General features: G+C 57.1%; 8 protein-coding genes. 5 read left to right on the forward strand and 3 right to left on the reverse strand.

Features of this window, described 5'->3' with window-relative positions:
- Positions 1 to 9 precede the first annotated feature (9 nt).
- Both hrpB and mrcB read left to right on the forward strand, forming a co-directional pair.
- A complete protein-coding gene (gene hrpB, locus L1D43_RS01235; RefSeq protein ID WP_239849637.1) occupies positions 10 to 2,541 on the forward strand; it encodes an ATP-dependent helicase HrpB in 2,532 nt (843 codons plus the stop codon).
- Positions 2,542 to 2,568: 27 nt separating this feature from the next.
- A complete protein-coding gene (gene mrcB, locus L1D43_RS01240; protein ID WP_239849638.1) occupies positions 2,569 to 4,956 on the forward strand; it encodes a penicillin-binding protein 1B in 2,388 nt (795 codons plus the stop codon).
- A gap of 388 nt (positions 4,957 to 5,344) precedes the next feature.
- Here mrcB and L1D43_RS01245 read toward each other — a convergent pair whose 3' ends face one another.
- From L1D43_RS01245 to L1D43_RS01255, 3 genes are all read right to left on the reverse strand, one after another.
- A complete protein-coding gene (locus L1D43_RS01245; RefSeq protein ID WP_239849639.1) occupies positions 5,345 to 6,145 on the reverse strand; it encodes a PepSY-associated TM helix domain-containing protein in 801 nt (266 codons plus the stop codon).
- Between the two features lie 154 nt (positions 6,146 to 6,299).
- A complete protein-coding gene (locus L1D43_RS01250) occupies positions 6,300 to 6,818 on the reverse strand; it encodes an FMN-binding protein (RefSeq protein WP_239849640.1) in 519 nt (172 codons plus the stop codon).
- Between the two features lie 178 nt (positions 6,819 to 6,996).
- Positions 6,997 to 8,166, reverse strand: a complete 1,170-nt coding sequence (locus tag L1D43_RS01255) for a porin (protein ID WP_239851007.1) — start codon at positions 8,164 to 8,166, stop codon at positions 6,997 to 6,999.
- 564 nt (positions 8,167 to 8,730) lie between these two features.
- Between L1D43_RS01255 and L1D43_RS01260 the strand changes: the two genes are divergently transcribed.
- The 3 genes from L1D43_RS01260 to L1D43_RS01270 all read left to right on the forward strand — a co-directional run bounded on the left by L1D43_RS01260 (position 8,731) and on the right by L1D43_RS01270 (position 14,171).
- On the forward strand, positions 8,731 to 9,444 hold the full coding sequence (locus L1D43_RS01260) for a DUF3581 domain-containing protein (RefSeq protein ID WP_239849641.1): 714 nt from the start codon (positions 8,731 to 8,733) through the stop codon (positions 9,442 to 9,444).
- Positions 9,445 to 9,845: 401 nt separating this feature from the next.
- Entirely contained in the window at positions 9,846 to 13,517 is a 3,672-nt protein-coding gene (locus L1D43_RS01265) for an ATP-binding protein (RefSeq protein WP_239849642.1), read from the forward strand.
- Positions 13,518 to 14,171 carry a hypothetical protein gene (locus L1D43_RS01270; RefSeq protein WP_041510107.1) on the forward strand — a complete coding sequence of 218 codons (654 nt, stop codon included), beginning with the start codon at positions 13,518 to 13,520 and terminating at the stop codon, positions 14,169 to 14,171.

Genomic DNA, 14,171 nt, shown 5'->3' on the forward strand with positions numbered 1-14,171 from the left:
GCCGATTGAATGCGCCCTTTGAACCAAGTAGCTACTCAAGAATTTAGTCAAGTCCCGATCCAGACACTCCTTCCCGAGATCCAGCGGACGCTGGCGGACAATGCCCAGCTGATCTTGCAGGCGCCGACCGGCGCGGGCAAGTCGACCGCGCTGCCCCTGGCCATGCTCGACTGGCCTGAGATTGAGGGTAAGATCTTGATGCTGGAGCCCAGACGCATCGCGGCCCGTAGCGTGGCGCATTTTATTGCGGCCAGGCGGGGGGAGGCCGTGGGTCAGTCTGTGGGTTTTCGGGTGCGCGGCGAGTCGAGCGTTAGCGCCAAGACCCGCCTCGAGGTGGTGACCGAAGGGGTGCTGACGCGGATGATCCAGCAAGACCCTGAGCTTAACGGTTATGGGCTTGTCATCTTCGATGAGATCCATGAGCGCCACCTCAGCACTGATCTCGGTCTGGCACTGGCGCTGGAGGTGCAGGCCTCGTTTCGCGAAGATCTTAAGATACTCGCCATGTCGGCCACCCTGGACGGTTTGCCGCTAAAGGCGCTGATGCCCGAGGCGGCGAGTCTGGTGAGTGAGGGCCGCAGTTTTCCCGTGAGTCTGAGTTACCGCCCTGGCGCGGCCCATCAGGACTGGCTGCTGCACATGGCCAAGGTGATCGTCGAGGCGGTGACCGAGCATCAAGAGGGCTCCTTGCTGGCCTTTCTGCCCGGCCAGCGAGAGATAGCGCGGCTACAGACCCTGTTATCGGAACGGCTCGATGCTAAGCAATTTTTAATTACGCCGCTTTATGGCGCCCTGCCGCCGGCGCAGCAAGACAGCGCCATCGCGCCGCCACCGCCTGGGATGCGTAAGCTGGTGCTCGCCACCAACGTGGCCGAGTCGAGTCTGACCATCCAAGATATCCGTCTGGTGGTGGACGCAGGCTTTAAGCGTCAGGCAAGTTTCAATCCCAAGACGGCGGTGAGCCGCCTGTCACTCAAACGGATCAGCCAGTCGTCGGCGGCGCAGCGTAGCGGCCGCGCAGGGCGTCTGAGTGAAGGCCACTGCATTCGCCTCTGGCCGCAGCAGGAGCATGAGCGTCTGCTCAAGGCCGATGAGCCCGAGATCCTCCATGGGGATCTGACCAATTCAGCCCTTGATGCCGCCTACTGGGGGGTCAACGCCCTGGGGGCTCTGCCGCTGATCTCGCCCCCGTCCGAGGCCAATGAGACGGTGGCCTGGGAGCTGCTGCAAGCCCTGGCGCTGGTGGATGGCGACAGGCGTATTACCGCCCATGGCCGCGCCGCCTATCGGCTTGGTTGTCATCCGCGCCTGGCACATATGCTGCTGGCCGCCAGGGAGATGGACGGCATGGACGAGCCCTATTACCTGCCGATCGCGGCGGTGCTGGCGGCGCTGCTGGAATCTCGCGCCCTGGCGCGACGCGGCGCCGATATCAGCCGTTATCTGAGCGATGCCAGGGGCGGTGAAACGGCCAAGTTGGCGCAGCAATATCTGGCCAGGATGAATGCTGGTCGAGGCAATCAGATAGCCAAGGTCATCGGCGAGAGTCGCGACCAGGATATCGCCACCCTGCTGGCGCTGGCCTTTCCCGATCGCATCGCCAAGGCACGCGGTGCCAAGGGCTATCAGCTGGCCTGCGGCGCAGGCGTCGCCCTCAATGATGACGATGCATTGCAGGGTGAGCCCTGGCTGGTGGTAGCACAGTTTCAGGAGAGTGAAGGCCAGAGCAGCGGCCGGGTGCTGCTGGCGGCCAAGCTGGATGCGACGCTGTTTGACGGGGCGCTGGCCAGTCAGGTGAAGTCGGCTGTTGAGACTGGCTGGGATGAGGAGAAGGCGCGTTTTTACGGGTTAACTCAAGCGCGTATCGGCGCTATCATATTGCGCGAGCGCCCCCTGGCTACCCTGGATGAAGAGACAATCAAGCAGGCGATCTATCAGCTGATCCGCACTAAGGGTCTCTCCTTACTGGGCTTTGATGATAAGGTGGAGCAGCTTCGCCTGCGCGTCGCCTTGGCAAGCAAGCTCGGCCTAGCGGGTGATTGGCCCGATCTGAGTGATCAGGCCTTGCTCGCGACCTTGCCTGAGTGGCTCGGCCCCTATCTCGACGGTGTGCGCCGTCTTACCCAGCTCAAGGGACTGGATTTCTATACCTTGCTCCACAACCAGATGGAGTGGGGGCAACAACAGATATTAAACGAGGCGCTGCCGAGCCATTGGCCGATGAAGACGGGCACTCGGGCGGCGATACGATATGAAAATTCGGGGCGAGCCCTGCTGAGTGTGCGCCTGCAGGAGGCGCTGGGCATGGCCGAGAGTCCCAGGCTGGCTCAGGGCAAGTTGACAGTGACCATGGAACTGCTGTCGCCGGCCATGCGACCGCTGGCGCTGACTGCGGATCTGGTCAACTTCTGGGCGGGCCCCTATGTCGAGGTGAAGAAAGAGATGAAGGGGCGCTATCCCAAGCATCTGTGGCCGGACGATCCCGCCAACACCTTGCCGACTAAATTGACCAAGAAAAAGATGTCAGCAAAGGGGCTTTAGCCCCTTTGCTGTTTGACTGGAAATACGATGACGAATAAAGAGACACCAAAACCACGCAGACCCCGCCAGTCTTCTAATCGAAAGCCTTCTACTGGCAAGTCGGCTAGTAGCAAGTCGGGCAAGAGTAAGACGGCCAAGAGCAAGCGTGCCGCTGCGGCGAGGCCGGGTTGGGGACGCAGGATCTGGTCGTTAAGCTGGAAGCTTGGTCTGATCCTGATTGCCGCCATGACCATCTACAGTATCTATCTGGATCAGATCATCGCCCGCAAGTTTGAGGGGCAGAAGTGGCACCTGCCGGCGCAGGTATTCAGCCGATCCATGGCCCTCTATCCCGGCGCCGCTGTGAGTCATGCTCAGCTGATCGCTGAGCTCAAGCTACTGGGCTACCGCAAGGTGGCCAACCCCCGCCAGGTGGGGGAATTTTCTGCCTCCATGACCAAGGTGGATCTCTGGCGTCGTCCCTTCCTGCATCCCCAAGGATCCCAAGAGGCGCAGCGGGTGATGATCACCTTCGACAGCCAGGGGGTCGCCTCGGTGTCGCGCAATAGCGATCACCGCGAGCTGGCGGTGTTCCACCTTGAGCCTGTGCTGTTGGATCGCATGATCACCGGCGACGGTGAAGACAGGTTGTTTGTGGCCACAGATAAGATCCCCCAGGCGATCGTCGATGCGCTAATCCTGGTGGAAGACAGGAGCTTCTACGAGCATCACGGGGTTAACCCCTTCGCCATCATACGTGCCGCCATGGTCAACATCAGCGCCGGGCGCACTGTGCAGGGTGGTTCGACCCTGACCCAGCAGTTGGCGAAAAACTTCTTCCTCTCCAGTGAGCGCTCCATCATACGTAAGCTCAGAGAGGCCTTGATGGCGATCATTATCGATTTTCGTTACGACAAGGATGAGATCCTTGAGGCCTACCTCAACGAGGTCTATATGGGCCAGGATAAGTCTCGCGCCGTTCACGGCATGGGCCTGGCCTCTCAGTTCTATTTCGGTCGGCCGATCGCCGAGTTGACCCTGCCGCAGCAGGCCTTCCTTGTGGCGGCAATCAAGGGGCCTTCCTACTACAACCCCTGGCGTTATCCTGAGCGGGCTCAGGAGCGACGGGATCTGGTGCTGCGCCTCTTGATGGAGTCGGGACAGCTGCCGGTGGCCCAGTACAAGGCCGCGGTGGAATCTCCCCTCGGTGTGCGTAAGGCGAGCAAGCCTGTGCATCAGAAGTTGCCGGCCTTCTTCGCCGTGGTGCGCGGCGAGTTGTCGCGCCGATTCGGCGACAGCCTGTTGCAGCAGTCGGGCATCAAGGTTTACACCACCCTAGATCCCCTGGCCCAGGAGGCGGCGGAGCAGGCGGTGCGCTCGACCATGAAAAAACTGGAGCAGCGCGACAAGGCGCTGCAGGTGGGCATGGTGGTCACCGACAAATACTCTGCCGGTATCGCCGCCATGGTGGGCGACAAGGTGCCTAGTTATCAAGGCTTTAACCGCGCGGTGGAGATCCGCCGCCCCATAGGCTCGCTGATCAAGCCGTTCGTCTATGCCACGGCGTTGACCCATGGAGACAAGTACACCCTGGCGACGCCGTTAAAGGATGAGCCCATCACTCTGACCAACTCCCATGGCAAGACCTGGTCGCCGCAAAACGTCAACAAGCAGTTCTCCGGCGAGGTGCCGCTATTGACCGCCTTCAAGAAGTCGATGAACGTGCCGACGGTCAACCTGGGGATGGCGATTGGTACAGACGCGGTGGCAACCACCCTGGCCAAGTCTGGCTGGAACGAGGCGATCCCCGAGTATCCTTCCATGCTGCTGGGGGCGGTCAACGGTTCGCCTTTGATGGTGGCCCAGGTGTATCAGACCCTGGCCGATAACGGTCGCTACCGTCAGCTGAGTGCGGTGACCCATGTGCTGGATGCCGATAATCAAGCTCTGTCGGCCAGTCAGCGCGCGACGGATCAGGCGATCCCCGTGGCCAGCGACTTCCTGGTGCAACATGCCATGACTCAGGTGGTGCAATCGGGCACTGCCGCTAGGTTGGGCCAAGCCTTCCCGGGCGTGACCCTGGCGGGTAAGACGGGTACCAGTAACGATTCGCGCGACTCCTGGTTTGCCGGATTCGATGAGCGTAACGTGGCGGCTGTCTGGGTGGGGCTGGATGACAACGGCAAGACCAGCCTCTATGGCAGTAGTGGCGCCATGGCCGTGTACCAGGCCTTCCTCAAGCAGCGCGCGCCTATCAGCCTGAGACGCACGCCGGTAAGTGGAGTGGTGCCTGGATATTTCGATGCCAAGACGGGGGTCGCCAAGGAGAAGGGCTGCAACAATGTGGTGGCGCTACCGGCCTTGAGTGAGAGTTATCATCCGGCCAAGAACTGTGGCGATCCGCTGTCCTGGTGGCAGAAGCTGATGGGCGGCTAGGCGCTATCAGGCTTTCCATAGTTAATAAAAAAGCTCACCTTAGGTGAGCTTTTTTATTGTATCGCTGGATTGAACCGCGCTATATGGCGCTCTCTGTCTTGGTGGCAGAGCTAGGGCCTGTTGACCTTTTGAGAACAAATTTTGTTCTAATTGAGCACGTTCAAATCGCGGCATGAGGCTTGTAGTATAGTTATTCTATATATAAAGCCGAGCAACAAAGAGTTGAACGTGCTCAAGACGAACCCTGCGGGCAGTGTCTGTATCATTTTTCTACTGCGTTATCGCTCATTGATGTAGCACACCACATTACAATCGCTCTGCCTTGTATAAAAGCGATACAGAATGCTGCACAAATGAACGCGAAAGATAAACAGGCCCTAGGGCCTAGTTACTTACGGCGTTTCTTAGGCTTGGCCTGTTGCCATAGATAGAGGCCGGAGATCGCCATGAAGATGAGACAGAGGGCGACGAGATCCATCATCAGCGAGCCGGCTAGCCCGACGATGCGGCCGCTGTGCAGGTCCAGCAGCACACGCTCCCAAGTGAGGTGCATGGCGCGGGCGCTGAGTGATAACTCCTGGATGAGCTTGTTACTCTTGTCATCGGCCAGCGGCGCCTGCCAGTCGAGGGCCACCAGAGGCTTTGCCGCCTGCCACTCGATGAGATCGGCATCGCTCAGATAACTGCCCGAATCTGTGTCGAGCCATAGCTGCTGGCCGTCACCTGTGGGCAGCAGGCCCAGTGCTTTGAGATCTTGAGGCAGGCCGGTTGCCCGGCCCTGCTGTTCAAGCAATGCGCCGTCTTGGCTCAGCAGATAGAGGTGCTGGGCGTCGATGGCCACATAGTGCTCGCCATAGGCGAGGGCACCAAGCAGCGGCCCTTGGGCTTCTAATACAGGTTTGCCTTTTAGCCAGAGCAGGTTATCGCTGGTGGCGAGCAGTGGCTGTGTTTCGAAGATGGCGACCCGGCCAGGCGCCTTGATGCCATAGTGATCCAGCAGCCGGCTCTGATGTACATGGGCGCTGTCTAGTGCGAAGTCGTTGCTGTGGTTGATTAAGACGCCAGTGACTGCAACCATGACCACTAAGAGGGCGCTGGCGATCCCTAAGCGTCTGTGCCAGGGGCGGAAGATCTTGGCGAGTTTCTGCCACAGGGGTTTACGATGGGGGTGGCGGGGCTTGTTTGTCATCTATGGCGTTCTTTATTCTGACTATTATCTGGCGCGCGGCCGAAAGCAGACTCATGGATGCCCGGCGCTGACAGCCTGTTGGATACGAAAAGAGCAGGGCTAGCCTGCTCGCTGGTCATCATATAACAGCCTTTAGAATAACGCCAACCTAGGCTTAGGGCTTGTTGACCTTGTCGTCCAGATAGAGGGCGATGCGTGATAGCTTAGTCAGGGCGCGTACCGACAGGGTGGCCCCTGTGATGCCATCTATCTTGCGATCCAGCTGATGTTCCTCGGTAAGCCTGGCCTGCTTAAACTGATCGGTGAAAAACTCGTGGCGTACCTCGTCGCCGCGGCTCTCACGGTAGACCAGCACCTTGGTCTGCACTATCGCCTTGTCTTTCACATGAATGCCGACCGTGATGGGGGACTCCTTGCCTATCTCTTCGAGGATCCAAACTGTCTCGCCTTGTTGCAGCCAGTAGCGAAGGCGCATCTTGTTGAATTTATGCGCCAGGATATCTTCGATCACCAGCTTGTCGCTATCCTCTAACCAGTAGACCTTAGCCTTGGGCATGGGGCCTGCAAAGGCCTGGCTGATAAAGTCTTCACTGCTTTGGTAGACGCTGGCGGCCTGTACGCAGAAGGCGGTGAAGAGTGAGGCAAATATAAGTTTGATAGAGAGAGACTTCATTGGATGACCCGGTAGCAAGAGTGGAGGAGGCCTGTGGTAATGAATCCGTTCAGCTGTTGTTTCATTGTGCTTGTTAACTATGACTAAGACACCTCGTAAAGTGGCTTAGCCATAGGCAGTGCTCAATGGGAGCATTGAGCACTGCGGTATGTGCTATTGGCTTAGATGGGCCAAAGGCTTAGAACTGGTAGCCAACGCCTAGGTTGAAACCGTCGGCATCCTTAGCGCCACCAACTTTTTCGTAGTCGGCCTTGAAGACAACGTTTTCGTGCAACCAGTAGTTGATACCTACGTTAGTTTGCTCGACCTTAGTGTCGGCGCCGTTACCTGCGTTGTTGTCATACTCGTTGTAGCGAGCGAAGACACCAAAGCTTTCGTTGAAACGGTAAGATGGCTCGATATACCAACCTGTTTGCTCATCACGGCCAAGTGCTTCAGCTTCTTTACCATCGATATCCCACTGAGCATAAAGTGCCTTAACGGTGAAGTTTTCGATGTTGTAGATAGCGTGTGCAGTCAATAGGGTCGCAGAAGCGGTATCGACATCGCCACGGCCTTGAGTCAGATCAGATTGGTACTGCACGGTAGCAGCCAGCTCTAGACCTGGAACGGCAGTGTATTTAACGCGTGCTGTGTAAGCCAGATCTTCAGCTTTTGCCTTAGAAACTTTCTGACGACCGCCACGGATCTTGTAGTCTTCGCCAACGTTCAGGCCAGAAGTGACCGCTGCATCGAAGGCTAGGCCTGGGGCTGCCTTAACGTTTAGGTTTAGACCTGCTTCCCACCAAGTGGCTGGCAGGATGTTTTTCTCAACTGGGTTACGCTCAACACCGTAGAATGCTGGTGGCTCGTGAGTTTCGTTGATGATACCTACTGGCATCAGGAACAGACCCGCCTTACCGGTCAGCATGTCGTTGAAATCGTGCTCGATGTAAGCCTGCTCTAGCTCGACTTCACCGTTCTGGCCGTCACCAGAGATAGAGTGCTCTAGCTCTACTTCAGAGAAGAAACGTGTGTTTGAAGTGAATTCGTGGCCGAAGAAAAGTACGAAACGGTGGAAATCGAACTCTTTCTTGTCTGAACCTGATTTGTTGTCAGTGATGTTGTTGTAGTGAAGCTCACCATAACCACCGATAGTCGTCGCGCTCTTAGCAGAGCTGCTTTCTTCAACGGCGTCGGCAGTTTTCTCTACACGCTGCTCGGTTTGCTCTAGACGCTTCTCAAGATCTTTCAGCACTTTCTGTTGCTGTTCGATCACTTTACGCAGTTCTTGAGTCTCATCTGAGGCGATAGCGGCTTGGCTAGCGAATGCGCTGACCAGTGCTGCGGCAATTAGCGTTTTCTTCATCATTTCTCTTCCCAGTTGTTGTATCAGGGTTATTAAGTTGCTGGCGATTCTATCAACTAGGTATCGTAATGCAAACTATTATCATTAAGTTTTTTGATTGAGATCAACAAATGTAAAGTCAAGGTAAATGAGCTTGTACCCAGGTAGTGCAGCGTTAGTGTGGTTTAAAATCATTTTATAACAATGTCTTGATGTTGTTTTTCCTGATTTTTAACCCTTGACGTTGACTGACATTGTTAATTTTAAAAAATTTATCTTTTTTGCAGCTTTAGAGGAGTTTTGGGGAAAATCAGCATTCTTGCTTCTGGTTTGAGGCTCAGCTTTAGGCATGGTTTGGGCACAGTTTGAGCGATCGAGTAGATGGGCTTAAGTCATAGACGAGTCAAGGGAATAGGAGAGTTGCGTCAGGGAAATGGCGGATCTTTCGGCCTAGATTGGTGGCAAAACAAGGGCTCCTCAAGTCATCGGAGAAGTGTTTGGCGGGTTTTGCTATAGACTGTGCCTCCTTAAATTTTTAACTGACTGTTATAGTTAACTCTTACACCACCTGATTGACGAGCCGATATGTTTCTAAGTCCTTATTTTAATAAAGCACAGCAATTGGTCTCTGTGTCAGCCCAGCAGGCGAGCGAATTTGCCAAAGGGGTCGCACAGGACTTTAATCCCATCCACGATGTCGATGCCAAGAAGTTTTGCGTACCCGGAGATCTCCTGTTTGCCTTGGTGCTGGGACAATATGGGCTGAGCCAGAAGATGACATTTCGTTTCGAGGGCATGGTCGGCAGCGGTGTCAATCTGGTGTTTCCCGATGCGGTCGGTGACAGCTTTGCCATCTTGGATGATAAGGACAAGCAGTACCTGAGTGTGAGCCGCAGCGGCGAGACAACCGAGTGCGAGGTGCAGACAGAGTCCTTCGTGCGTAGCTATGTGGCCTTCTCCGGGCTCAACTTTACCCATGTGCTGGTGCCGCTGATGAAGCAGCACGGCATGATGATCAACCCGGCCCGTCCTCTGGTGATCTATGAGAGCATGTCGTTCGATCTCAATACCTTAGATTTCGACAGCATCGCCCTCAACCTGGTGGAGCAGACGCTTGAGATAGACGGCAAGCGCGGCGACGTGACCCTGAAGTTTGAGCTGCACTGCGGCGACACCCTGGTGGGCACGGGTGAGAAGACCCTGGTGCTTAGCGGCCTGCGTCCACTGGAAGATGCAAGCATGGATGAGATGGTGGCCCGCTATGAGGCGCGCCGCGTCAGCTATCAGCAAGCCGACTAGTCTGCTGGCATGCTGAATTGGGGTCGGCGCTTGCCGGCCCTTTCTATTTCTGCTCCCGACGCCTAAATTGCGGCCCCAGCTCTCCATTTCCTGTTCCCAGCTCTCCATTTCCTGTTCCCAGCTCTCAATTTTCTGTTCCAAGCATTTAGCCATTGGCATTCGCCACGAGCCGATCCTGAACATCACTCCTTCTCTTTATGCTTGCCGTCTTCTTCATTCCTGCCGTGAAAACCGTCTGAAATCGGGCGTTACGCACGCTTTTTAAACGACTACCCCGCGCAAGTCTCGGGCCAGATTGCCAAGCCGATAGCTTTGTTTTACTTTAGTGGGATTGTTTTGCTATTCCCCTTTGCTGCTCGCCCCGCTGGGCGGCCGACAAGCTCGTTTGGATAAGGAAAGAGATGCCAAGCTTAAATCGAATCGTGCTGATCAATACGCACCTCCCTGGCGTTGTGGAACTCGCCCTCGATGGACACACCAATATTTGTGGTACCAATGCCTCGGGCAAGACCACACTACAGCGTCTGGTGCCCGTGTTTTATGGCGAGTACCCCAGCCGCGTGGTGCCCTCGACCCGTGACAGCTTCGAGCGTTGGTATCTGCCCCATGATTCCAGCTATATCATCTACGAGTATCGCCGCGACGATGGCCTGCTGACCCAGGCTGTACTGGCCTCTGCAGGTGACGGCAAGGGGGTCAACTACCGTTTCATCGGCAAGGGCTTCGAGCTGGAAGACTATGTCAAGTCGCAACAAGGGGAGTCGATTCTTTGCCATAACATGGCCGAGCTCGGCCGGGAGATGAAACGCGCCGGGGTGGCGGTGACTAATTTGCTGAACACCCGTGAGTATCGCGCCATCATCCAAAACGATCGCACCCTGCTCAGCACCGGCAGCAACCGCAGCGAATTACGCGCCTATGCCCGTCAGTTCTCCCTGTGTCAGCACGAACATACGCTGCGCCACATAGAGAAGTTGGCTAAGGCGGTGCACTCCAAAGAAGGCAAGATGGAGACCATCAAGTCGATGATCGCCGCCATCTTGGAGGAGGATGGGGTTAACCCGCCGAGTTCACGTCTCAACCCTCAGCGGGTAGAGGCCTGGATCCGCGAGAGCCAATTAATCCAGGGCTTCGAGCAGATCCGTCCCGAATTTGACAAATTAGAGCAGGAATTTAATCAGCTACTGAGCGCCGAACAGCGTCTGGCCGGACTCAAACGCGGCTATGGCAAGGATGAGGCCCAGGAGATAGAGCGTCAGGAGATCAATCAACAGCGCTCGAAAGATCTTGGTAACAAGCTGCGTCAGCTCGACGACGAGTGGAAGGAGCTGCGCGACGAGCTTAACCTGGACCTCTCAGCCGCCAAGGGCGACGTGGCCAAGATAGAGCACGAGCTGGATATCATAGAAGATCAGCACGCAGGTTTTCTCGATGCCGACATAGAGCAGGCCAAGCTGGACCTTGAGCAGCTGCCTAGCTGGCGCGCCAGCCTGGAGAATCTGACCGAGCGTCATAAGCTGCAGACCGAGAAGCACCAGGATATCGAGGCGGCCTACAATGCCCGTCGTAGCAAGATTGGCGAGAACCTCAACCGCGAACTGGAACAGCTAGATAAAGAACAAGATAAACATCGCGAAGCCAGAGACAAGCAGCAGGAGGCGGGCCGTGAGGAGCTGGCCGCCCTCGAGCAAAGCTGGCGTGAGCAGATGGAGGTGGGCCGCGCCAAGCACAACGAGCAGGAATATCAGCTCAAGCTGACCGCGGCCGAGCTGCAGATGCAGATTAACGGCGTCACCTACAGCGAAGAAGAGAAGCTGACCCTGGCGGTGTTTGACGAGCGTATCTCCCGCGCCGACGAGGAGCAGGAGGCGTGCAACGCCATGGTGGATCGCCTGGCAGGCGAGGAGCGCAAGCTCAGAGCCAAGCGGGACCAGGCCAACGAGAGCCTGAGACAGGCAGGGCTAAGGGTTATCGAGCGTCAGGGCGCACTGGATGAGCTGCATCAGGTGCTCTTTCCTCAGTCTCATACCCTGCTTGAGTACCTGCGCAAGGAGGTCGACGGCTGGGAGGAGAGCATAGGCAAGCTGATCAACCCAGAGCTTTTACATCGCAGCGATCTGCACCCGGCCAAGTCGGCCGGCGGCGACAGCTTCTGCGGCGTCGAGCTGGATCTCAAGGCGCTGGCAACTCCAGAATATGCTGCCTCGGAGCAGGAGCTCAGGGGCCGCTACAGCGAGGCCGAGGAGGCGCTGGCCAGCGCCAAGCAGCTGCAGGCCGAGGCGGAGGAGGCCCTGGTGGCCATCAATGCCGAGCTGGATAAGCTTAATCGCGAACTCACCTTTGCCAAGACGGCCTACAAGAACAGCCGCGACGATCTGCGCCGCCTGTTCGACGAGAAACGCGCCGAGCAGGAGAAGATCAATCAGGCACTCTCTGCCCGTAAGGCCGAGTCGCAGAAGCGTCTCGCCCGTCTCGACAGCGAGATGAAACAGCTTAAGGCTCAGCATCAGGAGTGGCTCGAGGAACAAAACGAGCAGGCGCTCGAGGCGCGCATGGAGAAGAAGGCCTACTGGCAGGAAGTGGTCGGCGCGCTGGATGCCCAGCTCTCCCAGGTGAAGCAGAATATTAACGATCGCCGCCAGGCGGCCAAGGCGGAGCAGAAGGCCTGCGAGCAGTGGTATAAGGATGAGCTGAAGTCCCGCGGCGTGGATGAAGACAAGATCCTTAAGCTTAAGCAGGAGATCCGCGAGCTGGAGAGCAACATCAGCAAGGCGGAGCAGCGCCGCAGCGAGGTACTGCGCTTCGACGACTGGTATCAACACACCTGGCTGGCCCGTAAGCCTAAGCTGCAGACCGAGCTGAGTCAGGTCAAGATGGCGGTGACCGAGCTGACGCAACAGCTCACCACTAAGGCCAACGAGATTAAACATCAGCGCCAGCAATATGATAGCGAGCGTAAACAGTCCGATGCCATCCAGGTGGAGGCCTCGGAGAACCTGACCAAGCTGCGCGCCGTGATGCGCAAGCTGGCAGAGCTTAAGCTGCCATCGAGCCAGGATGAGATGCAGGGTGGACTCACCGAGCGTCTGCGTCAGGGCGAAGAGTTATTGCTGCGCCGGGATCAGCTGATGGGATCGGTGAAGCAGTATATCGAGCATTTCGACTCGGTGATCGCCAGCAAGTCGGGCTCTAGCCTGTCTGAGACCTGGGAGCGCGCCCGCGAGGAGTCGAGCTTCGTCAACGACAAGGGCATTCGCCTGCTGGATTATCGCAAGCTGGTGCCGCAGCTTGAGCAGCTGCTCAACGTAATGGTGCCACAGGCGATCATGGGGCTGCGAGAGCAGGGGCGTAACTTTGGTATCGATCTGACGGCGTTTTACGACGTGCTGGCGGATATCGACCGCCGCATCGCTTCCCAGAGTGCACGCATCACCCGCGAGGTGGGTGAAGAGCTGTTCCTCGACGGGGTGAGCGAGTCGGCGGTGCGTATCCGCTCACGCATCAGCGAGCTCGAGTTCTGGCCCGAGCTGGAGGAGTTCGTTAAGGCGTTCAAACAGTGGAAGGCCGAAGGCTTTGCCGATCTGCCTGACGAGCACTACACCAGCAGCATGCGCCGTGCATTGGATATTATTGGCCGCGCCGCCCTGACTGGCGGTATCGCCAAGCTGCTGGAGATCGAGCTGCGCCTGAAGGAGGGCAACAGCGATCTGGTGATCCGTACCGACCGTCAGCTCAACGAGTCGTCGAGCCATGGTATGGCCTATCTGATCTTGTGTAAGTTCCTGCTGGCCTTCACCCGCCTGCTGCGTGGCCGCGCCGACGTCACCATCCACTGGCCGATCGACGAGCTGGGTACCCTGCACCACGGCAACGTGAAGAAGATCTTCGATGCCTGTGAGAACAACAACATCTCGGTACTGGGCGCCTTCCCGAACCCTGAGTCAGAGGTGCTTAACCTGTTTGCCAACCGATACATCATCAATAAGCAAACCAAGAAATTACAGGTGGTTAAGCCGCAAGTTAACCCTATTGCCGATAAGCTGAGCCAGCGTTTTGCCAAGGAGGCTGTGTAAATGAGCACTAGCACACAAACCGTACTCGTGGGCCAGGGCGCCCTGATCGAAGCCTTGCTGCGCGGCGAGTTTATCTGCCGAACCAGTAACGAAGACGCCTGGCGCGCGCTCAAGTCCCAGACCACGCGTGACAGCGTCGAGCAATACCTGAATCAGATCAACCGCACCCTGGCCTCAGCCGGGGAGGGCGAGGTGTTCTTCTGTGGCTATCTGCAACTGGGGGACGATGAGCGTAAGGTGATCTCCAGTCAGTTTCGCGACATCTGTCATGCGCTGATCCCGCTAGTGGAGTGGTTGGTGCTGGTGCAAGAGGCCAGCGGCCAGGATGCGCCCCTGTCAGAAGGTGCGGCGGTGCGTCTCAATGAGTTACAGACACGTATCGAAGATACGCCGGCGTTTCGTGAGCAGCTGGCCAAGATCAGCCACTATCGCCTGTTTGGCTCAAGTTCTACTCAGGTGGACGCGCAGATCAAGTTGGTGTTTAAGCGCCTGGTGGAGCTGGGATATCTGCTGCGTCCCAACCAGGAGAAGCAGATCTATATCGCCACCGGTAAGCTGGACTATCTCTATGAGGTGATCCGCTTTATCGATGAAACCGAAGGACTCAGCCTGGAGGCCCAGGCGGAAACCGCAACCCAGAGGGACTTGATCTGA

It is taken from the genome of Shewanella sp. Isolate8 (genome assembly GCF_022398495.1).
Taxonomy (GTDB): domain Bacteria; phylum Pseudomonadota; class Gammaproteobacteria; order Enterobacterales; family Shewanellaceae; genus Shewanella; species Shewanella aquimarina.

Coding starts and splice junctions, on each gene's coding strand:
- L1D43_RS01260 (WP_239849641.1), top strand. CDS start 8,731: ATGTTTCTAAGTCCTTATTTTAATAAAGCACAGCAATTGGTCTCTGTG.
- L1D43_RS01255 (WP_239851007.1), bottom strand. CDS start 8,166: ATGAAGAAAACGCTAATTGCCGCAGCACTGGTCAGCGCATTCGCTAGC.
- L1D43_RS01265 (WP_239849642.1), top strand. CDS start 9,846: ATGCCAAGCTTAAATCGAATCGTGCTGATCAATACGCACCTCCCTGGC.
- L1D43_RS01250 (WP_239849640.1), bottom strand. CDS start 6,818: ATGAAGTCTCTCTCTATCAAACTTATATTTGCCTCACTCTTCACCGCC.
- mrcB (WP_239849638.1), top strand. CDS start 2,569: ATGACGAATAAAGAGACACCAAAACCACGCAGACCCCGCCAGTCTTCT.
- L1D43_RS01270 (WP_041510107.1), top strand. CDS start 13,518: ATGAGCACTAGCACACAAACCGTACTCGTGGGCCAGGGCGCCCTGATC.
- hrpB (WP_239849637.1), top strand. CDS start 10: ATGCGCCCTTTGAACCAAGTAGCTACTCAAGAATTTAGTCAAGTCCCG.
- L1D43_RS01245 (WP_239849639.1), bottom strand. CDS start 6,145: ATGACAAACAAGCCCCGCCACCCCCATCGTAAACCCCTGTGGCAGAAA.